This window comes from Quyinboa ferrireducens, from assembly GCF_042436675.1.
Lineage (GTDB): Bacteria > Bacteroidota > Bacteroidia > Bacteroidales > UBA5342 > JBHJHP01.
Genome location: NZ_JBHMVA010000002.1, coordinates 492643 through 518638, shown reverse-complemented (window position 1 = coordinate 518638; position 25996 = coordinate 492643). Strand labels below are relative to the sequence as shown.

The 25996-nt window shown below is 37.2% G+C and carries 23 protein-coding genes; 11 read left to right on the top strand and 12 right to left on the bottom strand.

Annotated elements, in window-relative coordinates:
• Positions 1–23: 23 nt before the first annotated feature.
• Complete coding sequence (locus ACE01N_RS05670) at positions 24–542, top strand: lipocalin family protein (protein WP_380585682.1); 519 nt, start codon at positions 24–26, stop codon at positions 540–542.
• Between the two features lie 47 nt (positions 543–589).
• On the opposite strand, the gene ACE01N_RS05665 is transcribed toward ACE01N_RS05670, so the two are convergent.
• On the bottom strand, positions 590–1324 hold the full coding sequence (locus ACE01N_RS05665) for a hypothetical protein (RefSeq protein WP_380585680.1): 735 nt from the start codon (positions 1322–1324) through the stop codon (positions 590–592).
• A gap of 287 nt (positions 1325–1611) precedes the next feature.
• Between ACE01N_RS05665 and ACE01N_RS05660 the strand changes: the two genes are divergently transcribed.
• On the top strand, positions 1612–2457 hold the full coding sequence (locus ACE01N_RS05660; protein ID WP_375726786.1) for an enoyl-ACP reductase FabI: 846 nt from the start codon (positions 1612–1614) through the stop codon (positions 2455–2457).
• A 240-nt stretch (positions 2458–2697) separates the two neighbouring features.
• Here ACE01N_RS05660 and ACE01N_RS05655 read toward each other — a convergent pair whose 3' ends face one another.
• Entirely contained in the window at positions 2698–3156 is a 459-nt protein-coding gene (locus tag ACE01N_RS05655; RefSeq protein WP_375726785.1) for a Rieske (2Fe-2S) protein, read from the bottom strand.
• 44 nt (positions 3157–3200) lie between these two features.
• Between ACE01N_RS05655 and ACE01N_RS05650 the strand changes: the two genes are divergently transcribed.
• From ACE01N_RS05650 to ACE01N_RS05640, 3 genes are all read left to right on the top strand, one after another.
• Positions 3201–3710, top strand: a complete 510-nt coding sequence (locus ACE01N_RS05650) for a hypothetical protein (protein WP_380585677.1) — start codon at positions 3201–3203, stop codon at positions 3708–3710.
• A 141-nt stretch (positions 3711–3851) separates the two neighbouring features.
• Positions 3852–4337, top strand: a complete 486-nt coding sequence (gene greA, locus ACE01N_RS05645) for a transcription elongation factor GreA (RefSeq protein WP_380585675.1) — start codon at positions 3852–3854, stop codon at positions 4335–4337.
• 5 nt (positions 4338–4342) lie between these two features.
• Positions 4343–4735 carry an HIT family protein gene (locus tag ACE01N_RS05640; RefSeq protein WP_375726782.1) on the top strand — a complete coding sequence of 131 codons (393 nt, stop codon included), beginning with the start codon at positions 4343–4345 and terminating at the stop codon, positions 4733–4735.
• Between the two features lie 572 nt (positions 4736–5307).
• On the opposite strand, the gene ACE01N_RS05635 is transcribed toward ACE01N_RS05640, so the two are convergent.
• Complete coding sequence (locus ACE01N_RS05635) at positions 5308–6000, bottom strand: response regulator transcription factor (protein WP_380585672.1); 693 nt, start codon at positions 5998–6000, stop codon at positions 5308–5310.
• 2 nt (positions 6001–6002) lie between these two features.
• Positions 6003–7604, bottom strand: a complete 1602-nt coding sequence (locus tag ACE01N_RS05630; protein WP_380585670.1) for a sensor histidine kinase — start codon at positions 7602–7604, stop codon at positions 6003–6005.
• Between the two features lie 134 nt (positions 7605–7738).
• Here ACE01N_RS05630 and ACE01N_RS05625 point away from each other — a divergent pair, with 134 nt between their 5' ends.
• Positions 7739–8287: a hypothetical protein gene (locus ACE01N_RS05625; RefSeq protein WP_375726778.1), complete on the top strand. Its 549-nt coding sequence runs from the start codon at positions 7739–7741 to the stop codon at positions 8285–8287.
• A 72-nt stretch (positions 8288–8359) separates the two neighbouring features.
• Here the strand turns inward: ACE01N_RS05625 and ACE01N_RS05620 are convergent, their stop codons facing one another.
• Together ACE01N_RS05620 and ACE01N_RS05615 are read right to left on the bottom strand one after the other, a co-directional pair.
• The gene (locus ACE01N_RS05620; protein WP_380585667.1) at positions 8360–9631 is read right to left on the bottom strand and encodes an MgtC/SapB family protein; all 1272 of its coding nucleotides are present in this window, start codon (positions 9629–9631) and stop codon (positions 8360–8362) included.
• Positions 9632–9745: 114 nt separating this feature from the next.
• The gene (locus tag ACE01N_RS05615) at positions 9746–12328 is read right to left on the bottom strand and encodes an ATP-dependent Clp protease ATP-binding subunit (RefSeq protein ID WP_380585665.1); all 2583 of its coding nucleotides are present in this window, start codon (positions 12326–12328) and stop codon (positions 9746–9748) included.
• Positions 12329–12661: 333 nt separating this feature from the next.
• Here ACE01N_RS05615 and gyrA point away from each other — a divergent pair, with 333 nt between their 5' ends.
• Together gyrA and ACE01N_RS05605 are read left to right on the top strand one after the other, a co-directional pair.
• Complete coding sequence (gene gyrA / locus ACE01N_RS05610; protein WP_380585663.1) at positions 12662–15190, top strand: DNA gyrase subunit A; 2529 nt, start codon at positions 12662–12664, stop codon at positions 15188–15190.
• Between the two features lie 76 nt (positions 15191–15266).
• Positions 15267–16478, top strand: a complete 1212-nt coding sequence (locus tag ACE01N_RS05605; protein ID WP_380585661.1) for a tetratricopeptide repeat protein — start codon at positions 15267–15269, stop codon at positions 16476–16478.
• 409 nt (positions 16479–16887) lie between these two features.
• Here the strand turns inward: ACE01N_RS05605 and ACE01N_RS05600 are convergent, their stop codons facing one another.
• Genes ACE01N_RS05600 through rnhC form a run of 4 tightly spaced genes read right to left on the bottom strand, consistent with a single transcriptional unit; the run spans position 16888 to position 20508 of the window.
• The gene (locus ACE01N_RS05600; protein ID WP_380585659.1) at positions 16888–17148 is read right to left on the bottom strand and encodes a transporter suffix domain-containing protein; all 261 of its coding nucleotides are present in this window, start codon (positions 17146–17148) and stop codon (positions 16888–16890) included.
• On the bottom strand, positions 17145–18251 hold the full coding sequence (locus tag ACE01N_RS05595; RefSeq protein WP_380585657.1) for a Fic family protein: 1107 nt from the start codon (positions 18249–18251) through the stop codon (positions 17145–17147). Before ACE01N_RS05595 ends, ACE01N_RS05600 begins: the two co-directional genes overlap by 4 nt.
• A 51-nt stretch (positions 18252–18302) precedes the next feature.
• On the bottom strand, positions 18303–19568 hold the full coding sequence (locus ACE01N_RS05590) for a DUF7017 domain-containing protein (protein WP_380585655.1): 1266 nt from the start codon (positions 19566–19568) through the stop codon (positions 18303–18305).
• Positions 19569–19572: 4 nt separating this feature from the next.
• Positions 19573–20508: a ribonuclease HIII gene (rnhC, locus tag ACE01N_RS05585; protein ID WP_380585653.1), complete on the bottom strand. Its 936-nt coding sequence runs from the start codon at positions 20506–20508 to the stop codon at positions 19573–19575.
• Positions 20509–20541: 33 nt separating this feature from the next.
• Here rnhC and ACE01N_RS05580 point away from each other — a divergent pair, with 33 nt between their 5' ends.
• The 3 genes from ACE01N_RS05580 to ACE01N_RS05570 all read left to right on the top strand — a co-directional run bounded on the left by ACE01N_RS05580 (position 20542) and on the right by ACE01N_RS05570 (position 22417).
• On the top strand, positions 20542–21585 hold the full coding sequence (locus ACE01N_RS05580; protein ID WP_380585651.1) for a type II toxin-antitoxin system RnlA family toxin: 1044 nt from the start codon (positions 20542–20544) through the stop codon (positions 21583–21585).
• Positions 21586–21948: a type II toxin-antitoxin system RnlB family antitoxin gene (locus tag ACE01N_RS05575; protein WP_380585649.1), complete on the top strand. Its 363-nt coding sequence runs from the start codon at positions 21586–21588 to the stop codon at positions 21946–21948.
• Between the two features lie 259 nt (positions 21949–22207).
• Complete coding sequence (locus tag ACE01N_RS05570; protein WP_380585647.1) at positions 22208–22417, top strand: dodecin family protein; 210 nt, start codon at positions 22208–22210, stop codon at positions 22415–22417.
• 149 nt (positions 22418–22566) lie between these two features.
• Here ACE01N_RS05570 and ACE01N_RS05565 read toward each other — a convergent pair whose 3' ends face one another.
• Both ACE01N_RS05565 and ACE01N_RS05560 read right to left on the bottom strand, forming a co-directional pair.
• Complete coding sequence (locus tag ACE01N_RS05565) at positions 22567–23619, bottom strand: HU domain-containing protein (RefSeq protein ID WP_380585645.1); 1053 nt, start codon at positions 23617–23619, stop codon at positions 22567–22569.
• A gap of 1687 nt (positions 23620–25306) precedes the next feature.
• Positions 25307–25945, bottom strand: coding sequence for a peroxiredoxin (locus ACE01N_RS05560; protein ID WP_380585643.1), 639 nt, complete (start codon positions 25943–25945; stop codon positions 25307–25309).
• Positions 25946–25996: the final 51 nt, after the last annotated feature.

Below are 25996 nucleotides of genomic sequence, written 5' to 3'. Positions count from 1 at the left end.
GACAGACAATCAAATTTTAAAATATGCGATACCTGACGTTAATACTAATAACCATGTTATTCGGATGTAAAACACAAAAACTTCAGCTTGAAACAGTGGATCATCTTGATCTGAAACAATATACCGGAACCTGGTATGAAATTGCACGGTTACCAAATTCGTTTGAGAAAGGTTTGAAATGTACTACAGCTAATTACAGCCTTAATAAAGACGGATCAGTAAAGGTTGTCAACAGAGGACATAAAATATCTGATCCGGGTAAAATTAAAGAGGCAACAGGTAAGGCACTTGTTCCGGATATGTCTTCACCGGGTAAGTTAAAAGTAAGCTTTCAGTGGCCTTTTTACGGTAAATACTGGGTCATTAAACTTGATCCGGAATACAAACATGTACTGGTGGGTACTCCATCGGGGAAATATTTATGGATACTGAGCCGCGATCCTGATATGAATGACAGGGAAATGATGGAATACGTTGAATTTGCTAAAAAACAAGGTTTTGATATTCAGAAATTAATCTACGTCGATCAGGACTGTAAATAAAAAGCCGCTGAAAATATCAACGGCTTTTCCTTATAAGATTCACTACGTTATAATGTTGGCTTACATTCCGAATATGAGGCAAATCGCCTTAAGATAGTAACCAGTTTAGTTAATTCCTCCGGTTCATTCATATATTCAAATCTTATTTTCTTATAGTAATACTCATCCTCAATGGACACCCATTCTTCTCCGCCATCATTACAATCGGGGCAACCATAAACAGATTCCATGTAATAGAACAATGGTTTACTGACAAAATCAAGCACCATGTTGGTACTGTCAACCGGAAAATTCATCGAACAGTCAATGTCAGGAAGTGTATCTGTATTCAGACTTTCGTACAGAAAATCCAACTGACCACGACTGAGGGTCATTGTTTCAGAACAGTAACCGATACACTCTCCGAACGAAGTTCCATAGGTAACTTTCATGTCCTGTTGTGCACGCTTAGCTGTTTGCAAATGAACGACTTTAATAAGTGCTGTTTTTAATTCATCCGAAGCCGTATCTGTATAGGTAAACTGCACAGATTCATCATAAGTTGTTCCGGTAAACAGAATCTGCATTCCATCAACTTTCAGACTATCAGGAAATACATCCGGTTTCAGGAAGACATTATAATTCAAACTATGAATGAGGTACTGAGACGAATCTCCTTTAGGAAAATCATACACTGCTCCGGGGCTTTCGTTAAAATAAACCGTTGTATAATTATCACTTTCCTTAAGACATGACGTAAATGCTGTTGCTATAACAATCAACAAAATTATTATCCTTCTCATATTTTTTCTTTTAAAGATATTAAAATTTAAAATTTAGTTGCATCAGATACTGACTAAGTGCTGATAAAACATTTCAAAGTGCAAAAATACACTTTAAAAATATGTAATAATGAACCCAACAGGTTTTAACTTACCCTACCTTTTTAAATATAAAAATCTGTTATATAATCAGTTTTAGAACTTTTTTACAAGAAGCAGTGTTTATTGTTTGATAAAATATAAAGCATAAAAGCCACACTTTTTAACAAAGTAACTACTTTTGTGCCCGTAATCATTAAAACTTTAATATGGCTTATAATTTACTTAAAGGAAAAAGAGGAATTATTTTCGGTGCGCTTAATGATATGTCCATAGCGTGGAAAGTTGCTGAAAAAGCAGTTGAAGAGGGAGCAACCGTAACACTTTCCAATACACCCATGGCAGTAAGAATGGGTGAGGTAAACGAACTGGCTAAAAAGCTGAACACAGAAGTTATTCCCGCCAATGCAACAGATGTGGAAGATCTGGAAAAGGTTTTCGACCGCTCTATGGAAGTTTTAGGTGGTAAAATTGATTTTGTTCTGCACTCCATTGGTATGTCACCTAACGTTCGTAAAAAGATACCGTACGATGATCTTAATTATAACTATCTGTCGCAGACCCTTGATGTATCTGCAATCTCTTTTCATAAAATGATACAGGTAGCCAAAAAGAAAAAAGCAATAAATACATGGGGTTCCATTGTAGCCTTGTCTTATGTAGCTGCCCAGAGAACCCTGTATGGATATAACGATATGGCTGATGCCAAATCCCTGCTGGAAAGTATTGCCCGTAGCTTTGGTTATATCTATGGACGTGAAAGTAATGTACGCATCAATACAATTTCTCAATCGCCTACCATTACCACTGCAGGACAGGGCGTGAAAGGAATTGACAAACTGCTTGATTTTTCAGAACGTATGTCTCCGTTGGGAAATGCAACTGCCGAAGAGTGTGCAAACTACTGTGTGGTTATGTTCAGTGACCTGACCAAAAAGGTAACGATGCAGAATCTTTATCATGACGGAGGATTTTCCAGCATGGGTATGAGCCTCAGAGCCATGACCCAATATGAAAAAAGTTTCGATCTTGATGAGACTATTTCTTATGGATAACAGATAAAGAAAATACAGAGAAAGGCTTTCCGGTTTCGGGAGGCCTTTTCTTTTAAGACACAAGAATCAAGACCTTATTACTTATTTCAGCTGTCCCGTTAAAGCTTCAGAGATTCCTCCTTCACCCGGAATGACAGGCAGTTGCTGGTTGTCATTCTGAGCGTAATAAAATGAAGCGAAGAATCTTTAAGTAATATTGATTTTTTAACCGGACAACAATGATTACTTATCACAAAACTTCTAATTTGCATACTGATAAACCGAAAGTTCATTGCCTGATACACTTACATTATATCTGCGCAGCGGGAGAGTGGCTGGTCCTGTTGAGGGAATGCCGGAACCATCTATCAGGACAAATACGGAACTGTCTACAGGACATACGGCCAGGGCACCGTCAGCATTTACCTGATGTGCTTCGTTAGGGTTATGCGTACAGCATCGGTCAAAAGCATAAAAACCTGAATTTGAAAATGAACTTTTAATTATAACAAGCCCTGCATAACCGGCCCTGCGACCGTAATTATCATAAGTTGGAAGTGTTATCGACTGGCCATCACCAAGTAATGCCGCATATTCCGGCCTGGTAAGATTAATCGTTACATTAAATGATACAGTAGGTATATTAGAGTTTATTTCGTCTTTACAACTGCTTAAAAACATTAAAACAACCATAAATGATATGATCCTGATTTTGAACATCGCAGAATATAGTTTATTTTTGATGTAAAGTTAAAGCAAAAATCATGGATTCCGATAACATTGGCGATTTTCTATATCTTATCCTTCTCGTTGTTTTTGGGATAATCGGCGTTTTTGCAAAAAAGAAAAAGAAGCCTGTAGGAACGACGGGAGCACCACGTCCTTCATCACAAACAAGGGATATCTTTGAAACGCTGTTTCCATCAGACCAGGATGATGAACCTATAAGGGAAACTGTTTATGAACAGGAAGATGAAACGGATTATGAACCCTTCCCATCTGTAAAATCAAAGCCGGAAGTGGTTACAACAAAACCGGTATCTTCTGATTATACTTCAAAGCTCCCCAACGAAGGGACGAGCATTCATGAGGATACTTATTCTCAGAAAATAAGAGGAACAGAGATATCGGATCAGATTAAGGATATGAATCCAATCAAAGAGGGCGAAATAGGTTATGAAGATTCATCTCCGGAATATGATTTGTCTGATCCTGAAGAAATAAAGAAAGCAATTATTTATTCTGAAATATTAAAAGCAAAATACATCCACTGAACGTAATTGTTTTTACACATTCTAAATATTGTGGACGTACAATATTTTAAATTCGGAAAAATCTTATTATTTTTGTACCTGAACTTGAGGATCCTGATGAGGTATCAGGGTTCTTATTTTTTTATGTACTATTGAAAATTATTGGAGGATACCCATATGGCAGTTTCGTATATTTCAAAAGAAGGGCTTGAAAAGCTTAAAAAAGAATTAGAATATCTTGAAAGTGTAGAAAGGCCGTCTATCTCTCATCAGATAGCTGAAGCTCGTGATAAAGGTGATCTCTCTGAAAATGCTGAATATGATGCAGCAAAAGAAGCTCAGGGATTACTGGAAATGCGTATTGCCAAATTACAGGACACCATTGTTAATGCACGAATCATTGATGCATCCATGATTAATACCGATACGGTTCAGTTGATGAATAAGGTTAAAATCAAAAATGTAAAAACCGGTGCGGTTATGAGCTATACCCTGGTTTCTGAATCGGAAGCCGACCTCAAGAATGGTAAATTATCTATAAGTACACCAATTGCTCAGGGTTTGCTGGGGAAAAAAGTTGGTGATGTTACCGATGTTAAAGTACCAACAGGTATTGTTCCGTTTGAGATTCTTGAAATTTCAATATAATTAAAATGGCTTCCATATTTTCAAAAATAGTTGCAGGAGAAATTCCATCTTATAAAATTGCAGAAGACGATAAGTTTTTCGCTTTTTTGGATATTAATCCGCTGGTTGAAGGACACACCCTGGTAATTCCTAAAAAAGAAATTGACTATATATTTGATTTGGATGATGTACTTCTGGCCGACATGATGGTGTTTGCAAAGAAAGTGTCCAAAGGCATTAAAGAGGCTATTCCGTGTAACAGGGTAGGTGTAGTGGTACTTGGTTTGGATGTGCCTCATGCACATATTCACCTTATTCCGCTGAATTCTGCGGACGATATTAATTTTAGCCGTGCAAAGCTGAAATTTACGCCGGAAGAATTTAATGCAACCGTTAAAAAGATTCAAAATAATCTGTAACACAAAAGCTTAAAAAGAGACTCCTAAAGAGTCGGGAATTCACAATATTTTGTTTGCCGTAGCATTTTTGTTACGGCTTTTTTGTGTCAGCAACGAGAATACGATAGTTCTGCATTTGTAATGTTATGGACTTTGATTTCCTGAATAGTTAGATATATATTGGCTTTGTGTAACTAAAGGGATTTAACACCCTCTCCTTCGGATTCACCCAGTTGTTTCTTTTGAAGCATCAAAAGAAACCAAAAATGCTAGCTGTAAAGAACCGCAATAACTTACACGAATGTATTAAACTGTAAGTCTTCCAACGCGCCAATCCGCACCCTTTACAGCGGCAAACGCACGGTCTAAATAAGCTCTGGCTTTTGACACAATAACGATGCCCCTGTTAAGGGTCACCCTAATACTTCGGGGTAGTCTCAGGTCAATGAGCATAGTGAATGTAATTTGGGGTTAGGAAAGTCATGTAAATCAAGGCCGAGGCAATATCCTCAGTTTAAATCAGGAGCAGATCAAGGCCTAATGAATAAACGGATTAATGAAATAAAAAGCAAACAATCTTTGTTGCGGCAATATTATTCCCTAATGGACAGAATATAACCGCTACGTGGAATGGAGTCAATTTTAATATCCGGATCGTGTTGCAGGCGTTTTCTGAGTTTGGTAATGAACACATCCATACTGCGGCCATTGAAATAATCATCTTCACCCCAAAGTTTATTCAGTACTTCGGCACGTGAGATCAGTTCATTCTTACGGGATATCAGTAATTCGAGCAATTCAGCTTCACGGGGCGAAAGCCGTATAATTTCTCCGGATAATACCAGGTTTCGTAGTTGCACATTAAACGTATATTTCCCTATCTGGTATTCTTTGGTATCGGTCTGAACCGGAACTTTATTCCGTTTCAGAATAGCATCTATCTTATAGAGCAACACTTCGGTATCAAAAGGTTTGGTGATATAGTCATCTGCTCCTGTTTTATAACCTTTAAGTATATCTTCTTTCATTGATTTCGCTGTCAGGAAAACAAACGGAAGCTCAGCATCCTGTTCCCTGATATTTGTGGCAATGGTAAATCCGTCTACATATGGTAACATCACATCAATAATGGCCAGGTCGAATTTAGCTGGTTCAAAGCCTTCCAGGGCAGATTTTCCGTCAGAAAACCAATCCACCCTGTAATTATTCAACTCAAGAAAGGTTTTAAGCACATTCCCGAAGGGCAAATCGTCTTCTACAAAGAATATATGTTTGGTATCAGTCATATTTAAACAGAATAAGGTAAAAACATATTGAACGTACTGCCCTTACCCGGTTCACTTTCTACGTTAATGGTTCCTTTATGCGCTTCACATACGGCTTTCACATAACTCAGTCCAATACCAAATCCTTTTACATTATGCACATTTCCTGTTGGAATCCGGTAAAATGTATCAAAAATTCGGTGCTGCATTTGTTTACTTAACCCTATGCCGTTATCCGTCACTGAAATTATCACACCGTTTGTTGTTCCGCTGGTTTCTATTTTTATTACCGGTGAATGAGGCGTATATTTTTCGGCGTTATCAACCAGGTTGGTTATACTGTTATAGATATGCTCATAATCAGCCAGTACCACGGGATTTGCGGCATTCAAACCACAGCTGATTGTTCCGTTCCGGCCTTCCAGTTTAAGCGCAAATTTTGTGCAGATATCTTCCAGTATTTCATGTAAATCCACCGGTTTGAACCGGAATTCCACTTCCTTCCTTTCCATGCGGGCCACGCTCAGAATCTTTTCCACATGCCCGTTCATGCGCTTGTTTTCCTGTTTAATCAGATTGGCATATTCAGAAACGGCTTCGGGATTATCCACCACTTTTTTATTAACCAGAGAATCGGCTGCAACAGCAATTGTAGCTATTGGTGTTTTAAATTCATGGGTCATATTATTGATAAAATCCGATTTTACCTCTGATATTTTCTTTTGCAGTAAAATGGAATAAATACTCAGGATAAAGGCAGTGATAATCAGCAGCGTAAAAAGGAGGGAGGCAAACATGAGCCAGTTCACCGATTTCAAAAAATACCGGTTCTCTCCGTCAAATTTCACTGCTACAAACAAATCCTTTCTGATAATATCATTTGGAAAAAGCATGGCCTGATAGCTGTTTTCCCTGAATCCCAGCGTATCTATAATTTCCTTACTGCTTTCGGTTATTATTCCCGAATCGATCACGGCCAGATTATACGGCAGCTCAATATGACTGTTTTTCAGTTCATCATTCACAACCTCCTGCACAGCATCGAAATCAACCGGCAGCTTTTTCTCCATGATTGTCACCTCCGTCTGAAGCTTCTCTCCAATCCAGTTGATCCTTTTTTCCTTATCTTTTATACGCTGAATAATCACATCCTTTTGATTGTCTCCATGAGTAATCACAATCGTTGTATCCGAATTTACAACTTTTATCGTATAGTCCTTATTATTAATACTGTCATGACCAGTGCTTACAATCACATTATTATTTCTGAAAGTAAACTGTTTGTTTTTTGCTTTTCCTGTGGTAATAAAGCTCATTTTTAACCTGTTCAGGTCTGCTGTATCAAGCTGAGGAATCGTAATATTCTTAGGCAGTTTAACTTCTATTTCCTGCGTTGGAGGAGGAGGAGGCGGAGGAACCGGAATTTCGTTCTTTACAAAATAATTGATATACGATTTATTTTCAATCCGCTCAGAACTGCTTGTCAATGCATTGATAACTTTGGTTCTGTATTCCTCTTTACGCAGCTTGACAGCATTGTTGATCCAGATAATCTGAATGACAATAATTCCGGGCAATGCCAGAGACATAATGATAATAAGAATTATTAATGTACTGCGTTTCATACCTCAAAATTAGAAATTTAAATCATATACTTAAAAACGTTAACCAACCGTTAACCCGAATTAACCGGTCATTAACCATCTTTCAGAATGACAAGCCATAATTTTGGGATATCAAATTTCAAAATATGGATCAAATGAAAAGAAATCTATTATTCAACAGCCTGGTCGTAACATTCGGTGTAATATTCGCAATATCGGCACAGGATAAGACCAAAAAGGTTGAGAAAAACGTTCAGGTCGTAGTGAAAGACGGAAAAGTTGTTATGGATACCGTAATATGGACGGATGTTGATAGCGATATGGACTATTCTTTCGCAACCGACAGTACAGTCAATGTTTTTGTGATCAAAAAGGGAGACGGGAAAGAGGAGAAGATCATTAAGATTAACGCGATGCACGGAACTCCCGGAAAGGAGATGAAAATCAAAACCATCGTTGACGGAGATGGAGACACGTCTGTTGTAAAAACCATAATTCTGTCAAATGGCTTTGATCATGATTTAAATTTTACGGTTCCGCCACCGCCGCCGCCACCACTTCCAAAAATCAAATTCAGAACCCAAAACTATGATCCTCTGGAAGCCGTTTTAAACGATCCTGATTATGAAATTCTGGATTACACAAAAAAGGAAAAAAACGGTGTTGAACGAATCGAGATCAAACGAAAAAAAATAGAAGAATAATTTAGATGTTTGATTAATTCCCCAATTAATCATTGTGTTTCCGAAAGAGAAGTTGTATCAGCTTCTCTTTTTTTATACAATGATCACAAACAGAATATTTACGACAATGATAGCCAGAAATCCGACAATTAACCATCGGGTTTGCTTTTTGGCAAACAGGCTAATGGCATAAAACATTTTTAAAAAGTTGTTGCTGACAATTGCCAGTAACGACGAAGAAGCAATGGCACTGAGTGCAATCTCGTATTTCCCCTGAAACATATTCAGCAAAAACGGATCAATATCAGCTACACCAACAATAAGCGCCAGAATATGCAGTCCATCGGTTCCCCAGGTCTTTATGGCGAAATGGTTCACAAAGGTAAACAGGATGTATAAACCAGTAAATAAGAGCGCTACGTTAAATTCCAGAGGGTTTTTATTTTCTTTCACTTCCGCGGCGTCACCTTGTTTATGCGATCCTTTTAAATAGTACAGCAATATGCCTGAAGCTGCTGCAATTACAGCAAGAATCAGCAAATACGGAACCATTAACTGCGCAAGTGTTTTGTTAAAAATATAGACGAGTATAATGATCCGAACATACATCATAGATTGAGCCAAAAGTATTCCGGCCGTAATTTCATTGGATTGTTCAGGCATAGACTTACTTTTCCGTGAAAGCACAACCGTCGTGGCAGTACTTGAATATAAGCCACCTAAGATACCTACCAGTAACAACCCCGCATTTTTAAACACAAATTTTCGAAGCAGGTAGCTCACGTACGAAATGGATGAAATAACCACAACTGCCAGCCATATTTTATACGGCGTTATGGTGAGATATGACACAATGGGCTTGTCCGGCAAAAGTGGCAGAATAATGCCTGCTATCAGAATAAACTTTGCGACTGTAATAAATTCAGTCTTATCAAATTTTTGAGACACAGACGTCAGCTTTTCCTTTAATTCAGAAAAAATGAGGATAATAACAATATAGGTCAGGTACACATATATGGGCTGGGTGATCAGTACTGCTGCCTGAAAATAGGTGAGAAGAGCAACCATCACTGAAGTTAGTCCGGGTTTGTTGTGTTTTCCCCATTTATGATAATAGTGGATGCCAAGAAATAACGACAGAATTATAGCTCCGGTCATAAAAAACAGCTTGCTGTCCCTGTCGAGAATAAACAACACGAATCCCATGATACCGATAAAAGTAAATGTCCGGTCTGTTCCGAATACATATTCATCTTTATCGTTATCGCGAAGGTGTTTTTGAGAAAGACCTATGATCAGTGAAAAAACTGTGATCATAACCAAATGGATCAACACATCATTTAAGTAGGGAGCAATATCATTCATTAGCAGGAAAATTTAAAAAATACAAGGTACACAAAAAAGAAATATGTCCTGTATACTGCCAAATAAAAAAGGAGACCAAAACCTGATCCCCTTTTCTATTAATTATTGTAGTTGTTATTCTTTTTCCGAATCATTTTTTTCGGGAATCTCCTTTGGAGAATCGGGAAGGGCCTTTCTTTTCTTGTTAGGAGGTAACTTCGCTTTCCCCTTTTCAATGCTCGTCACTATTTTGTGTTCTTCTTTATCAAAGTCAACAACAATAGCATCACCCTCGGTCACCGTAGCTTTGATAATAATCTCAGCCATTTCATCCTCAAGATATTTCTGAATGGCCCTTTTCAAAGGTCGTGCACCAAACTGAACGTCATACCCTTTTGAAGCAATAAACCGCTTTGCCTCATCCGTAAGTTTCAGTTCATAACCAAGATTCTGAACACGGCTGTATAAACCTTTCAATTCAATATCAATAATTTTGAAGATAGACTCTTCATTTAGCTGTTCAAAAGTAACCACATCATCGATACGGTTAAGAAACTCCGGCGCAAACGCTCTATTTAAAGCTTTCTGAATGACACTTCGTGCATGTTCCTTATCATTGGCTGAACCAGTCTGAAATCCGACACCACGTCCAAAATCCTTTAACTGACGCGTACCTATGTTGGATGTCATAATGATAATGGTATTTTTAAAGTCGATCCGACGTCCCAGGCTGTCTGTCAAACGACCTTCATCCAGAACCTGAAGCATGATATTAAATACATCCGGATGTGCCTTTTCAATCTCATCAAGCAATACAACTGCATAAGGCTTTCTGCGCACTTTTTCAGTCAGCTGACCACCTTCTTCATATCCTACATATCCGGGAGGTGCACCAACCAGGCGCGATACGGAGAATTTCTCCATATACTCACTCATATCAATCCTGATCAACGCATCTGTTGTGTCAAACAGGAACTGAGCCAGTATCTTCGCCAGATGGGTTTTACCAACACCGGTAGGTCCCAGGAAGATAAATGATCCGATTGGTTTATTCGGATCCTTTAAACCGACCCGGTTACGTTGAATCGCTTTCACGATCTTATCAACCGCTTCATCCTGTCCGATAATCAGTTTTTTCAGTTCCTCTGACATCAGCATCAGGCGTTTGCTTTCGGCTTGTGCAATGCGTTGAACCGGAATCCCTGACATCATGGCAACAACTTCTGCCACTTTTTCTTCATCCACAATTTCACGATGCTGCTGAATCTCTTCTTCCCACTTATCTTTTGCGGCGTCAAGGTTCAGAATATATTCCTTTTCCTTATCCCTGAAACTCGCTGCCAGCTCAAAATTCTGCGATTTAACGGCTTTCAGCTTCTGTTCCTTGGTTTCTTCAATCAGTTCTTCCAGCTTTACAATATGTTCGGGAACCACAATATTTGTAATGTGAACCCTTGAACCGGTTTCGTCAAGCGCATCAATAGCTTTATCCGGCAAATGACGGTCGCTGATATAACGCTCTGTTAAAGATACACAAGCCTCCAGTGCATCTTCTGTATAGGTCACATTATGGTGATCTTCGTACCGGTCTTTAATATTTTTCAGGATAGCCAGCGTTTCTGCAGGTGTGGTCGGATCAACCATAACCTTCTGGAAACGGCGTTCCAGTGCACCATCCTTTTCAATGTTCTGGCGGTATTCATCAAGCGTTGTTGCACCAATACACTGAATCTCACCTCTGGCTAAGGCCGGTTTCAACATGTTGGCCGCATCCAGTGAACCCGCAGCGCTACCTGCACCTACAATGGTATGAATCTCATCGATGAACAAAATGATATCCGAGTTTTTACTCAGCTCATTCAGAATGGCTTTCATCCTTTCCTCGAACTGCCCACGGTATTTGGTTCCCGCTACAATTGAAGCCATATCCAGAGCTATAACCCGTTTATCAAATAATACGCGAGATACTTTACGGCTTACGATCCGCATGGCAAGCCCCTCGACAATGGCAGACTTACCAACGCCAGGTTCACCTATAAGTACCGGATTATTTTTCTTACGCCTGCTTAAAATCTGTGCCAGACGTTCAATTTCCTTTTCCCGTCCAATAATCGGATCTAGCCTGTTCTCTTCAGCAGCGCGGGTCATATCCACGCCAAAATTGTCAAGAACCGGTGTATCGGAATTAGAACGCGGATTTGCTTTACCCTGATCTCCGGAAGGAGAGGAGCCTGACACAGGTATATCCTGGTCATCATCGTCATCATGATATTCAGACCGAGTCTGAACATGCTCATTTTCAAATATTCTTCTCACTGAATCGTAGGTTATATTAAAATCCTGAAGCATACGTGCCACCAGATTATTTTTCTCTTTTAACAATGCTAATAATAAGTGCCCTGTTCCTACAACTTCACTACTTAAAGATCTGGCTTCAAGATAGATCAGCTTCAGAATTTTCTCACTGGTACTCGTGAGCGGAAGATTACCGGATAAACTTTGATGATAATCACCACGAATCTCGTTCTCTAGTGATGTCTTTATATCAATAATATCAATGTTCAGCATTTCCAGTACATCCATCGCTCTTCCTTCTCCTTCGCGTAATATTCCCAGGAAAAGGTGCTCCGGTCCAATGGATTCATTTCCAAGCCTTTCCGCTTCCTCCTTGCTGTAGGTCAGCACATCTTTAATCCGTTTTGATAATTTGGAATCCATTTATTCGTTATTTAATATGGGTAAAAATAGAAAAGTTAATACATAACAACAAAATTTCTTCACCCATCTTTTCAATAATTTAACAACAAAAATCTCAATGCTGGATACATTTTTAACAATAACTATGCCGATTTTGTTTTCCCTGAATTCCGGGTGCATTTATAAATATTTAACATATTGATTATCAGATGCTTTATAATTTAATTAACTTTTTATCCAATCGTTCTGTTAATTGCCTTTTTTCTATTATTTTCGCTTAGTTGTAACGTTTGGAACATATTATTTTTATTACATCGAAATCAATAAAATTACGATACTAAAAACATATATTAAATGACTGAAGGAGAAAAGGTTATAAAGATTAATATTGAGGAGGAGATGAAATCGGCCTACATCGATTATTCGATGTCGGTAATTGTTTCCCGTGCTTTACCAGATGTCAGGGATGGTCTGAAACCTGTTCACAGGAGAGTTTTGTTTGGTATGAATGAGCTTGGTTTAGCTGCCAACAGATCTTATAAAAAATCCGCAAGAATTGTAGGAGAGGTGCTGGGTAAGTACCACCCGCATGGTGACAGTTCCGTTTATTTCGCAATGGTCAGAATGGCGCAGCCATGGTCGTTGCGCTATCCCTTGGTAGATGGTCAGGGTAACTATGGTTCAATTGACGGTGACAGTCCGGCAGCTATGCGTTACACAGAGGCACGTTTGCAAAAGATCGCTGAAGAGACTTTGGCAGACCTGGATAAAAATACAGTAGACTTTAACAATAACTTTGATGATACTTTAAAAGAACCATCAGTTTTACCGACAAAAATTCCGAACCTGCTTGTTAACGGTACATCGGGAATTGCTGTTGGTATGGCCACCAATATGCCGCCTCATAATTTGAGTGAGGTATCGGATGCTGTAGTTGCTTATGTTCAAAATCCGGATATAGACATCGAAGGTCTGATGGAGCATGTAAAAGCACCTGACTTTCCGACAGGTGGTACCATTTACGGTTACAGCGGCGTTAAAGAAGCCTATGAAACGGGCAGAGGCAGGGTCGTGGTAAGGGCTAAAGCTGAAATTGAAGTTGCTGAAAACGGAAGGGAAAAGATTATTGTAACTGAAATACCTTACCTTGTAAATAAGGCAGAACTCATTATGAAGGTGGCTGACCTTGTTAATGACAAAAAGATTGAGGGTATTTCAAACCTGAATGATGAATCGGACCGAAATGGTATGCGCATCGTATTTGAGATTAAAAAAGATGCCATTGCCAATGTGGTTCTTAATAAATTATACAAATACACACAATTACAAAATGCGTTCAGTGTAAACAGCATTGCGCTGGTGAATGGAAGACCTAAAATACTGACGCTGAAAGATCTGATTTCCAACTTTGTGGATCACCGCCATGAGATTATTGTACGTCGTACGCAATATGAACTGGATCAGGCCGAAAAAAGGGCTCATATCCTTGAAGGACTTATTATTGCCAGCGATAACATTGACGAAGTGATCCGGATCATTCGTGGATCTTCAACACCGGATGAAGCAAGGGAATCCTTAATGACCACATTCAGTTTATCTGAGGTTCAGGCACGTGCCATCGTAGAGATGAGGCTTCGTCAGTTAACCGGACTGGAACAGGATAAGTTAAGAGCAGAATATAACGATTTAATATCGGAAATTGCACGCTTAAAGGAAATTCTGGAAAAACAAGAATTGAGAATGCAGATCATCGTTGATGAAATGCTTGAGATTAAAGCAAAATACGGTGACGAAAGAAGAACAGATATTGTTTATGCCTCGGAAGAATTCAACCCGGAAGATTTCTATGCAGATGAAGAGATGATAATCACCATTTCGCATATGGGATACATCAAAAGAACACCGCTTGCAGAATTCCGTACACAAACCAGAGGTGGAGTCGGGTCTAAAGGAAGTAATACGCGCGATGAGGATTTTCTCGAAGATATTTATCCGGCGTCCATGCATAATACCATTATGTTCTTTACACAGAAAGGACGTTGTTTCTGGAAGAAGGTATGGGAAGTTCCGGAAGGAAATAAAAACTCCAAAGGTCGGGCTATTCAGAACTTGCTGAATATTGATCCGGATGATAAAGTGAATGCATTTATTAAGGTGAAAAATCTGGATGACGCCGAATTTATCAACAGTCATTACCTGATGTTCTGTACCCAGCAGGGTGTAATCAAAAAAACATTACTCGAAGCATATTCAAGACCACGTGTGAACGGTGTAAACGCCATTTCGCTGCGTGATGATGACCGTGTAATTCAGGTAAGACTGACGGATGGTGAAAATGAAATTCTAATCGCCAATAAAAACGGTCGCGCCATCAGGTTCAACGAAAAAACCGTCCGCCCAATGGGTAGAACAGCCACCGGAGTCCGGGGAATGACGCTGGATGGAGGAAATGACGAGGTGGTTGGCATGATTTGTGTTAATAACCTGAATGAATCTATTCTTGTGGTAAGCGAAAAAGGATACGGAAAGCGTTCCGATATCGACGACTACCGCATCACCAACAGAGGTGGTAAAGGTGTAAAAACCATTAATATTACTGAAAAGACCGGAAATCTGGTTTCCATAAAGAATGTAACCGATGACCATGATCTGATGATCATTAATAAATCAGGGGTCACTATTCGACTGGCAGTAAGCGAAATGCGCATTATGGGTAGAAATACACAAGGCGTACGGCTTATCAACCTGGATAAACGGAACGATGAAATTGCCAGCGTTACAAAGGTAATTCATGAAGAGGAAGAGCTGATTGAGGACATTCTGGATGAAACACCAGATGTGGAAAATACCTCAGAAAACGGTGAAAATGGGGATAATGAATAGATTTTGAATTAATTATTATTAAAAAAATTCATAGTTTTGCATTCTCAATTGAACTCAAATAAAAATGAAAAATAACATGAAAAAACTGATTTTAATATTCACAGTTGGTTTGATGAGCACAGGTTTATTCGCTCAGAAAGGTGCTGTTAGTTATGCCGATTACGAATTATCTGCTGACAAGCCCGATTATGATAAGGCTGTTGCCAAAATTGAAGAGGCTGTGAAGCATGAAAAAACGAAAGACTGGCCAAAGACTTACATTGTAAAAGAGCGCGTTTACCGTACTTATTACGAAAAAAAGGACAAAAAAGAAGCGTATATTGACAGTGCTTACAATGCATTGATGAAAGCTGATTATCTGGACAGAAAGGGTAATGAAAAAGGAAAGGGTATTGGTAAATATCAGAAAGATATCCTTCTGGAAATGGTTAACCTTCGTAACGTATTGATTAACGAAGGAGTGTATGCCAATAACGATCTTAAGGATTATGATCGTACACTCAATGCCTTTGAAAAAGTGCTGGCTATCGACAAAAATGAAACATATTTACAGGAGAAACCATATGTTATGGACACTGTGATTATGTACAACACGCTGGCCACAGCTTATTCTGCTAAAAAGTATGATAAGGTAGTTGAACTGGCTCCCGATGTGATTAAAACAGGATACCAGGAAGATCAGCCGTACCTGATATTGTATGATAGCTATAAAAACCTGAACGATACAGCAAAAATGCTTGATGTATTGAAGGAAGCACTGCTTAAATTCCCGGATAAAAAGGTATTCCTTGATCAGTTGGTATACCATTATGTGGAAATGGGAGATGCACAGGAAGGGATTAATTACATTCAACAGTCTCTGGCAAAAGATCCTAACAATGCACAATTGCTGTTCATTTTAGGAACATTTTACGATGAAATAGGAGAGAGAGATAAAGCTATCGAAGCTTACAAAAAGGTTAACGATGTTGATAACGCAACTGAAAGTTCTATCACCAATGCCAATTATAACCTTGGCGTAATTTATTACAATGTTGCTGTTGAAGCCATGAATGATGCGAATGAAATAAAGGATTATAAAAAATTCAAGGCGGCTGAAGAAAAGGCAATAAAAGAATTCGACGTTTGTATTCCTTATTTCGAAAAATGTCTGGAGGTTGATCCGAACAACGTAGATGCACTTCAGGCTTTAAAACCGGTTTATTATCGTTTGATAAAATTTGATAGTAAAAAATATCAGCAGAAGTACAACCAGACAATGGATAAACTGAAAGAATTAGGCAAATAATAAAAGCATAGAATGAACCGGTCAAAAAATAGGGCCGGTTTATTTTTCATATATTCTATTTAACATAATATTTATTATAGGACAATAAATAATAAAACCGTAACAGGACTGAAAGTCATGTTTAATATAAAATCTGTTATGGTTGACGTAGTCCCATAACTATCGATTTTATGTTAAGGTTTTATGCCTGGTCTTTTTGAACAACATATTATGAATGCCGGAGAAAATCTATTTTCCCTACAGGACAATATCATAAATAGAAATATCCTTTTCCCGACTTATAGTTCCTTACGGGACAATTACTGTAATTTATTATGTTAAACTAATAATCCCTCAGATTTAAATATTCCTGTATAAATACCCGGATTATTTCAAATATTGAATTCTCAGAGCCTTTAGCCACAGATAATTATTTTGCCTTGCGCTTAAACCAGTTTACGGGATTCAGTTTGTCCCTGTATTTTTTAAACAATTCTTTTCCCACTAAAAATCCTCCGGCATAAAATAAAACTTCCATGGTAATCAATGCAGTTGTTGATCCGATAACCTTGGTTTTATTTTCCAGATCCAAAAACGGAATCAGTAACATAATTGCAAAAGCAACACCTGACAGTAATATCAGAATAATTCCAAATTTTATTTGTTGGCTCTTTTTCAACGAAAGTTTCATGATGAGGATTTAATAGTATAACTGGTGCTGCGGCCACCACCTGGTTCCTTTTCCAGAATCCCTTTATCCATTAAATCCTGTATATCCCTGAGTGCCGTATCCGGTGAACATTTGGCTATTTTAGCCCACTTGCCCGTTGTCAGCTTACCATAAAAATTATCCAATATCTTATTTAACATAATATATTGACGCTTATTAAAAGATGTGGCTGCATGTTTCTCCCAGAATCTGGCTTTAAACATCACATTTTCAAGCATTTCGCCTGTGTCGTTCAGGGCATCCTGCAGTATTCGCAAATACCACTGTAACCATATGGTGATATCCAGCGATCCTTTCTGCGTTAACTCCAGGATTTCGTAATAACTTTTACGGTTTTGCTCTATTTGTTTGGAGACACTGTAAAAGCGCAGATTGGTCTCATCAGCCCTAGATAACTGCATATCGGCTATAGCCCGGGCTATCCTGCCATTACCATCATCAAAGGGATGAATGGTTACGAACCACAAATGTGCTATCCCGGATTTAAGCACCGGCTCTACAGAATTTTTCTCATTAAACCAAAGTAGAAACTGTTGCATTTCCTTTGGCACCAGGGCTGATTCAGGCGCTTCAAAATGCACTCTTTCCTTTCCTAACGGACCGGAGACAACCTGCATCGGGCCGGTTTCGCCTTTGCGCCAGCTTCCTACCGTAATTTTTTGCATTCCGCTTCTGCCGGTTGGAAAAAGTGCAGCATGCCAGCCAAACAAACGTTCATCGGTTAACGCAGTATCATAATGTTGTGTGGCATCCAGCATCATTTCAACCACACCATCCACATCACGGTCCGATGGTACCAGGCCTGCTATATCCATCCCCAGCTTACGGGCAATGGACGATCTTACCTGCTCTGAATCAAGCGTCTCCCCTTCTATTTCGCTGGAAGTAACCACATCTGCCGTTAAGGTCTTTAACATGGCCTGATCGCGCAACTGAAAGCCAACCAGTTCCATTTTACCCAGCAATTTTCCCTGTAAACTTCTTACCTGACTTAATGCGGGTAATAATGCATCATTATCCCACTTAAAATCCGGCCATTGCGGTTTTTGATGAATATAAATCATTATTCGCCTTAATTTTGCGGTAAATATACAAAATATTCTCCGCAAAAAGGATTATCTAATATTAACTGCTTTATAGGATTTCTTATTTTTCTTTTTATCAAAGGATTGCTTTAAATCAAATGTTACTATTTGATTATTTTTAGTACGTTGTGGCAAATCATCTTTACTACAAAAGAAGGAATTGTGATCTTTGGTCTCAATAAAGCAAAATGGCTTGTTCGGATCAGCAAGATTGACTTTTCCTTTTAGATTTTTTGTTTTAGTTTGTTTTTTTGAATCCATTTTAATCCCCAATTCATCATTCCAAATTTGTTTACATTGTTTTAGAATATCTCTGGTACTTTTAACTAATATGTCCTGAGGATAAGATTCAACTAATTTCTGTATATTTTCTTTTAATTGTGTTGAAATGAACCATCCTTCTTGTTCACGTATAGTATGAACAAGTTGATAATGAATAAGAGCGATTTGAGGCTGGTCATGGATTATCAATAAATTAGCAAGGTCATAAAATAGGCTAACTTTATTCTTCATTGGTCCAGGAGAAATACTTGCTCGGTACATTAAATTAAGTGCTTCTTTTATCTTGTTTGAGTCAAGCAAAACTTTTGCATATTCATGGAGTATCCACCAATCGACTTTATTACTTTTTGTTAGCTTTTCGTAAATCTCCTCACTACCTTCCAAATCATTAGTAGCAACACAGGCTTTTGCAACCAATCTATCAAAAAATTTAGCTTTGCTTTCGAAACTATCCTTAACCTGATTTATAAAGAGTATTCCTTCTTCAAACCTTTCTGTTTTAATTAAATAAACAGCCCGATAATAATGCCATATTTCACTCTCTGACCAATCTTTCCCTTCCTCTTTAATTTTAAGTTGATCTGGTTCAATTTTGTGCAGCCATTCATCAAGTATTTCCCAATCCTCATTTTCCTTAGCAACCTTTGCTACTTTAAATATTGCCTTCTTATATGCCATTTGATCAGGTACTAGATTTAAAATCTTTAAGGCTATTTCAGTAATATATTGAGTGCTTGGAGTTTCTGAAAACTTATTTAGTTCACCAGATATTATGGTCCAAGCACATTCATTTTTAAACCAGCTAAAATCACGGAATTGTTCTAATGTTTCATCAATTAAATTGAAAGCTTTATCAAAATATCTTTTTTTTCGGTAACAATGTAAAAGTCCTGAAGCGATATATTTGTCCATTTTATCATTACGAATTGCTTCATAAATTTGTATAGCTTCATCATATTTACCAGCCTTACGGAATTCATTTGCGTTGCTACTATTTTCTTGATAAATACTCATTAGGCTATAATTGGTTTGTAGTTTTGAAATGTAATTTCGCCACACTTGCTAATTTCTCCTTCCCATATTTTTTAATAAAATCTTTAGCTTGCTCAACTATTCTTTCTGAAGCTCCCTTTCCAAATTCAATATCGTATTCGATTGACATTTTTTTCATTCTTTCAAGAAATCTAGCCCTTGCGAGTATTGAAGCTGCTGCAACAGCAGTATAACTCTCCGCTTTATGTTCCTGAACCAAATTAATACCTCTTCCCTTTTCCTGCAACTTACTTAAAATATATCTTTCATCCGCAAATTTATCAGATACGGCATCATCACAATTTACCTTTGTTAAAACTTCTTCAATAGCTTTTGCATGACTCCATGCTAGAAGTGTATTCAGATTCTTACCTTCACTTTTAAACTTAAAATACAAATTGTTGTATGTGTTAGGCGTTATTTCAATAACAGCATACTGTCCTCTACAAACATTTTTTATTATTAGAGCAAGCTCTATAATTTTTTTATCTCTAATCTTTTTACTATCCTTTATACCACTACTATCAAGAATTGATTTTGTGCGAGTATCTACATAAACTCCAGCAGTAACTAGCGGCCCAAAATAATCTCCTTTCCCTGATTCATCAGTGCCAATTATAGGTTTAAAATTTATAATTTTCGAGTGTGTTTCCTCTACTATATTCAAATTCTTCGACTCATTGTCAAAACCTGTTTGTTCTAAAATAGCTTTTAATTTAATCTTTTCTTTTTCATCTTTTATTTGAGAATAATCATATTTAATATCACCTTTTTTATTAAAAAAAACTCGAAAAATATATTCACCGTTTTTTATGCCAATCTTAAATTGTCTTCCATAATTAATATCTTTGATCTCCAATATATCAAAGATACCTTTCAATTTGTCTTCAACTTCTTGTAATATTGTACTAACTTTGTCCATTGAAAAAGATTATTGTCATAAATATAAGCAAAAATGGTGTCAGAATATAAAAACCTTTCTGTTAATAGAGATCGGATTGATGAAGTTTTGAATGAATATCCTGGTATTGAAAGTTTTACAAAAAGTGAAAAACCAAACAACCTTTTTCAGTACAAGCTAATTGTTGAGGGAAAGGTTGCATTCTTGAACGTTTATTTTAATAAAAATGGAGGAACAACTTTTTCCCCAACAGGGAAGAATACAGATCTGTCATCATCAATTGCGGGTTTTTTAAAGGCAAACTGTTTAAAAGGAGATGGAAAAACAAAAAGTTTGCGAATTATAAATTTCACTTCTAGCGGAAAAGCTTTATTATTTGATTATCTAAAGGATGAGTGCTTTGCGACAATTAATGATTCCGAAACATTCCCGCATGGTGAGAAATATAAGATAACAGGAAAAGATGGTGATTCAGTAGTATTTTGGATTTATACTAATGGTGCATGTCATTTACAGGGAAGACAATATTCAATATTTACAGATATTTTGGAAATGCTAGCTGAAATTATGGACTATAAGGAAATAATTGACAGCCAACTTAAAACCATAAAGGTAGATATAACTACAGCTGAAGCTTTGAGAGACATGAAGGTATTTTTACCTTCATCATTTAATTTTATTCCTAATAAGTTAAAGGCAATTATCAGTCCAGCATTAGCTTTAAAAAAAGTTGATATTGACTTAACTGATTACTCTAGCTTTGTATTTCCTGTCTTACGAGGATTGGAAGGTTTTTTAAAACAAGTTCTTATCCAGTTTGGAATTCTTATCGGGAAGGATGGCTTTGGTGAATTATTTACAGTTAATAACTTGGGCCGTTATGAATTAACTAGTAACGTTAGAGAGCGAATCAATGATGCAGGAAAGGAAAAGGTTATATTAGATATATACAAATTTTATAATACTAATAGACATGGACTTTTTCATGTTGATTCAGTAATAGAAAGTACACGAACTTTGGAAAATAAAGATGAATGCATAGCGTTAATTGAAAAAACTGTTATTTTAATGGAGAATTCTTATAAAAGTTTATTTTAAATGAACAGACTCTTTCATATTAGCGAATATCTTGATAGTTTTAAATCACAACTGGTATTTTCAACTAGTTATTTAAGCTTAGAAAACTATCTATATGATTTGGCGACCATTCTACATAAAAGAAAGTATAAAGGTAATGTCATTATTGACTTGCTATTAAGTAATGGTAAAGCTAAAAATCGATACATCCAAATTTATTTTGATGGCGCCAATTTTAAAATAGATCTAGCTAAGATTTTAAGACCAAACAAAGAACTTAAGGAAAAAAGTTTAAATTTTTATGCGAATAATTCCGAATTCTTATATAATAGTGTTTTAAATAAGTCGCAAGTATATCTTATTAAAAAGAAAATACAAATTTAATTTGGTAGCATTTTTTCATAACAATTTTAATCAAAGCTCTTTTAGTGATAATTTGTTTTTATTCTGATTCACTTTCATGATATTTAGATAATTAATTTTTTTCTAACGTTAGATATATTTTTACCTTTTCTATTTGATATAGCCTAATTATATTCCTAATTCTTTTAATATAAATAAATCAGTAAAACTGATTGACTTCCCAGCCAAACTGCCGTAACTTTAATAGTCATTTTAGTTCTAACCTCAAAAACATAGTAGTATGGCAGAAAGTGTTTACAAAGTCATTGAACTGGTCGGAACCAGTACAGAATCATGGGAAAAAGCAGCAGAAGCCGCCATCAACAAAGCTTCAAAGAGTCTGCATGACCTTCGTATTGCCGAAGTTTCCCAACTGGATATGCACATCAAGGACGGTAAAATTGAAACCTACCGTGCTAAGGTGAAAGTATCATTCAAGTATGAAGATTAATAAGGATGCGAGCCTACCACCCTTTTACCCAATAATGGGTTTATATAAAACAGGTTTTTATCAGCGGATATTTGCGTCATCTTTCTGCGTACATCTGCGAGAAATATTATGCTGTAAATAAGATGATTATATAAATCCGGAATTTAATATCAGACAGTTGCCTTAATGGTCAGCAACCAGGCATCTTTAAATTTAGGATTCTTTTCCCTGAATGTTTCAAGCACAGGAACCGCATCTTCTTTACTGGTAAATTTTCCGATGCTTACCCTGTATCTTCCGTTACTTTCAATAATGCTGTAATCAGGGGAATATTTTTTACAATTTTGCTTTACGAATTCCATGGCCTGTTCCTTTGTTGCCAGACTGGCTATAATTATGTGATAGGTCACAGAAGAAACCATCTTAATTTTTTCTTTCACAGGAACTTCAGTCTGCGTTGAAGTTGTATTTTGTACTTCTGATGGCTCAATATCTTCCGTAACAACATTTTCATTCTGGCTTAGTGCAGCAGTTGTTTCATTTGATATATTTTCTGATGCACCGGAAATATGCGCTTCATCAGCCATTGTTTCTTCAGATGCAATCTCAGGATTGCTCTTATTCAAAGAATCGAACATCGTCGTAAAATCCGCTCTTTCCACGTTCGGATCCTTCACCTTAGCAGGAAACAGAAAAAAGAAAATTAAGAACAGTGCAGCCACTGCCGCAGCAAAATGAGAAACCGGACGTCTGGCAACAGGTTTACCCGATTTAACTACTTTCAGATGCGTGCCCCTCTCCTCTTGTGAAAGCTCATTCATACTGAACGATGCCAGACCATATGACGCCTTAAGCAGTTGATTCTCCTTTTCAGGCTCGAACAATAACAGGCCATCTTCTCTGCGTTCCAGTTTTCCCAGACCCGAAAGTAAAACCATTTCGTTATCAAGCTTTGATTCTGCATGTTGAACGGATGACTGGATGATATCCACAGATTCGGCAAAGCTTCGGTGCTCATGTTTCATGATTTGCTGACACAACAAACCATCGTTATGCGTCAGCTTTGAATTAAATGCAATCTCTTTGGAAGGCGGAAAGAACCGTTTTAAAGTCGGATCAAAATAAGCTGGTTTATAGCTGGATACAAAACCACCAAATTGCGGAATAATTACACAATCGTGCATGAGGAGCAGGTCCTTAATATATCCAGTGAGATTTTGCATCAAACAAAAATAGCAAATGCAAACATCCTCACCAAAGAACAATTATAATTTGGTTACACTTTTTATTAACAATTTTTAGGTTAGGTTCACAATTCGCTAACTATCAGATTGGTGGTTACATCGAAACAATTCCTCAAATTTGAAACAGTAACATAGGAACAAGGAGGTGTCGTGATGTGAATCGTGACGGAAGCTTTTAGATTAAAATGGATAATTTAATTGAGCATCAATTGGTTTTTCAATGTTTTGTCTGTTTTAATTTTGTACGTATTTCATGAGTTCGTTCTGAAATGCGGCCCTATCTTTTTAGACATAAGAACCAAGATGTAAGACACAAGATTTCATAATTCTTCATTCTTCATTTTTAATTGATTTAGGGTGGCATTCGCTTCGCAAATTTACCCAGGGCTAAATAATGGTACCCCTACAGGGTGCATACTTATTTTCTAATGTTTGCATTTTTGTCCTCCTTTTTTCAAAAGGAGGTGGCCGAAGGACGGAGGATTTGAATTTTATTAATTTATGCTTTGCATATTTGTTAATAATGAGGATGTAATAATAAGAGCATTTGCAATGCTATGATTATTTCATGAAATAGTTTAGACACGCGGCCTCGATTCGTTTGAATTTCAACAGGAGATAAGAATACCGGCCTTGATTGACATTATTTCTATAACCCAGGGTTGCATTTGCTTCGCAAATTTACCCTGGGCTAAAATAATGGCACCCCTCCAGGATGCATACTTATTTTCTAATATTTGCATTTTTGTCCTCCTTTGAAAAAGGAGGTGTCGCGATGTAAATCGTGACGGAGGATTTTAGATTTTAAAATGGATTATTAAATTGAACATCGCCTGGTTTTTAAAGGTTTATCTGTTTTAATTCTGTACGTATTTCATGAGTTCGTTCTGAAATGCGGCCCTATCTTTTTAGACATAAGAACCAAGATGTAAGACACAAGACTTCATAATTCTTCATTTTTAATTGATTTAGGGTGGCATTCGCTTCTCTCATTTACCCTGGGCTAAAATAATGTTACCCTTTCAGGGTATATTAAATCATTAACCTTTGTTTTTTTGTCCTCCTTTTTTCAAAAGGAAGTGTCGCGATGTAAATCGTGACGGAGGATTTTAGATTTAAAAATGGATTATTAAATTGAACATCGCCTGGTTTTTAAAGGTTTATCTGTTTTAATTCTGTACGTATTTCATGAGTTCGTTCTTAAATGCGGCCCTATCTTTTAGACATAAGAACCAAGATGTAAGACACAAGACTTCATAATTCTTCATTCTTCATTTTTATTGATTTAGGGTGGTATTTGCTTCGCAAATTTGCCCTGGGCTAAAATAATGGCACCTCTACAGGGTGCATACTTATTTTCTAGTGTTTGCATTTTTGTCCTCCTTTTTTCAAAAGGAGGACAGTTTACACCATATTTGCGGGCCATGACGTGAGAGTTCCTGTGAAACAGATTACAATTCAAAAACATAAACCTCTCTTCTTCTTCGATTTACTACGAGATGAAGAGGGGAAGTTCATACCAGCTTGTTGATTCACGACAAAGAGGTCAACCTATATCAGGGACATATATACATCTTAAATCTTATATCTTGTGTCTTATGTCTATATAAACAAAAAAGGTCACCCAAAGGTGACCCTAAAAAATAACCAAAAAGAACTATTAACATTAATTTTTATGTTTTCCCAGGAATTCGGCAATGCCTTCCTGAGTCGCTTTCAATCCTTGTTCGCCCTTGTGCCAGTCAGCCGGACAAACTTCTCCGTTTTCTTCGAAAAACTGTAATGCATCTACCATACGCAGGGCTTCAGAAACACTTCGTCCCAGTGGCATATCGTTTACAAGCTGATGACGTACAACGCCTTCCTTATCGATTAAGAAAAGACCGCGGTATGCTCTTGGTTCACCTACAAACACGCTTTCGCCTTCCTCATTAACATCATAATCACCCGCTAGAACGTCATAATTTTCTGCAATTGTTTTAGCTGAATCTGCAACCAACGGAAATTTTACACCTTTGATTCCACCGTCATTTAACGAAGTCTGTAACCATTTCCAGTGCGAAAATTCAGAATCGGTAGAACATCCTACCACTGCCACATTACGAGCTTCAAATTCAGCAATAGCATCCTGAAACGCGATTATTTCTGTTGGACACACAAACGTAAAATCAGCAGGGTAAAAGAAAAATACAACGTATTTATCACCCACATACTGCTCCAGAGAAAAGTTTTCTACTATTTCACCGCCGTTTACAACAGCCGGCTCAGAGAATTTTGGAGCTTTTTTTCCTACTAATACAGCCATAATTGTTTTAAAAGTTAAATTGTTTGTAATAATGGTTTATTTAATTCACTC

Excerpts from the sequence above, each read along its gene's own strand:
- ACE01N_RS05670 (WP_380585682.1), top strand. The coding sequence starts at position 24 with ATGCGATACCTGACGTTAATACTAATAACCATGTTATTCGGATGTAAA.
- ACE01N_RS05665 (WP_380585680.1), bottom strand. The coding sequence starts at position 1,324 with ATGAGAAGGATAATAATTTTGTTGATTGTTATAGCAACAGCATTTACG.
- ACE01N_RS05660 (WP_375726786.1), top strand. The coding sequence starts at position 1,612 with ATGGCTTATAATTTACTTAAAGGAAAAAGAGGAATTATTTTCGGTGCG.
- ACE01N_RS05655 (WP_375726785.1), bottom strand. The coding sequence starts at position 3,156 with ATGTTCAAAATCAGGATCATATCATTTATGGTTGTTTTAATGTTTTTA.
- ACE01N_RS05650 (WP_380585677.1), top strand. The coding sequence starts at position 3,201 with ATGGATTCCGATAACATTGGCGATTTTCTATATCTTATCCTTCTCGTT.
- ACE01N_RS05640 (WP_375726782.1), top strand. The coding sequence starts at position 4,343 with ATGGCTTCCATATTTTCAAAAATAGTTGCAGGAGAAATTCCATCTTAT.
- ACE01N_RS05635 (WP_380585672.1), bottom strand. The coding sequence starts at position 6,000 with ATGACTGATACCAAACATATATTCTTTGTAGAAGACGATTTGCCCTTC.
- ACE01N_RS05630 (WP_380585670.1), bottom strand. The coding sequence starts at position 7,604 with ATGAAACGCAGTACATTAATAATTCTTATTATCATTATGTCTCTGGCA.
- ACE01N_RS05625 (WP_375726778.1), top strand. The coding sequence starts at position 7,739 with ATGAAAAGAAATCTATTATTCAACAGCCTGGTCGTAACATTCGGTGTA.
- ACE01N_RS05620 (WP_380585667.1), bottom strand. The coding sequence starts at position 9,631 with ATGAATGATATTGCTCCCTACTTAAATGATGTGTTGATCCATTTGGTT.
- ACE01N_RS05615 (WP_380585665.1), bottom strand. The coding sequence starts at position 12,328 with ATGGATTCCAAATTATCAAAACGGATTAAAGATGTGCTGACCTACAGC.
- gyrA (WP_380585663.1), top strand. The coding sequence starts at position 12,662 with ATGACTGAAGGAGAAAAGGTTATAAAGATTAATATTGAGGAGGAGATG.
- ACE01N_RS05605 (WP_380585661.1), top strand. The coding sequence starts at position 15,267 with ATGAAAAAACTGATTTTAATATTCACAGTTGGTTTGATGAGCACAGGT.
- ACE01N_RS05600 (WP_380585659.1), bottom strand. The coding sequence starts at position 17,148 with ATGAAACTTTCGTTGAAAAAGAGCCAACAAATAAAATTTGGAATTATT.
- ACE01N_RS05595 (WP_380585657.1), bottom strand. The coding sequence starts at position 18,251 with ATGATTTATATTCATCAAAAACCGCAATGGCCGGATTTTAAGTGGGAT.
- ACE01N_RS05590 (WP_380585655.1), bottom strand. The coding sequence starts at position 19,568 with ATGAGTATTTATCAAGAAAATAGTAGCAACGCAAATGAATTCCGTAAG.
- rnhC (WP_380585653.1), bottom strand. The coding sequence starts at position 20,508 with ATGGACAAAGTTAGTACAATATTACAAGAAGTTGAAGACAAATTGAAA.
- ACE01N_RS05580 (WP_380585651.1), top strand. The coding sequence starts at position 20,542 with ATGGTGTCAGAATATAAAAACCTTTCTGTTAATAGAGATCGGATTGAT.
- ACE01N_RS05575 (WP_380585649.1), top strand. The coding sequence starts at position 21,586 with ATGAACAGACTCTTTCATATTAGCGAATATCTTGATAGTTTTAAATCA.
- ACE01N_RS05570 (WP_380585647.1), top strand. The coding sequence starts at position 22,208 with ATGGCAGAAAGTGTTTACAAAGTCATTGAACTGGTCGGAACCAGTACA.
- ACE01N_RS05565 (WP_380585645.1), bottom strand. The coding sequence starts at position 23,619 with ATGCAAAATCTCACTGGATATATTAAGGACCTGCTCCTCATGCACGAT.
- ACE01N_RS05560 (WP_380585643.1), bottom strand. The coding sequence starts at position 25,945 with ATGGCTGTATTAGTAGGAAAAAAAGCTCCAAAATTCTCTGAGCCGGCT.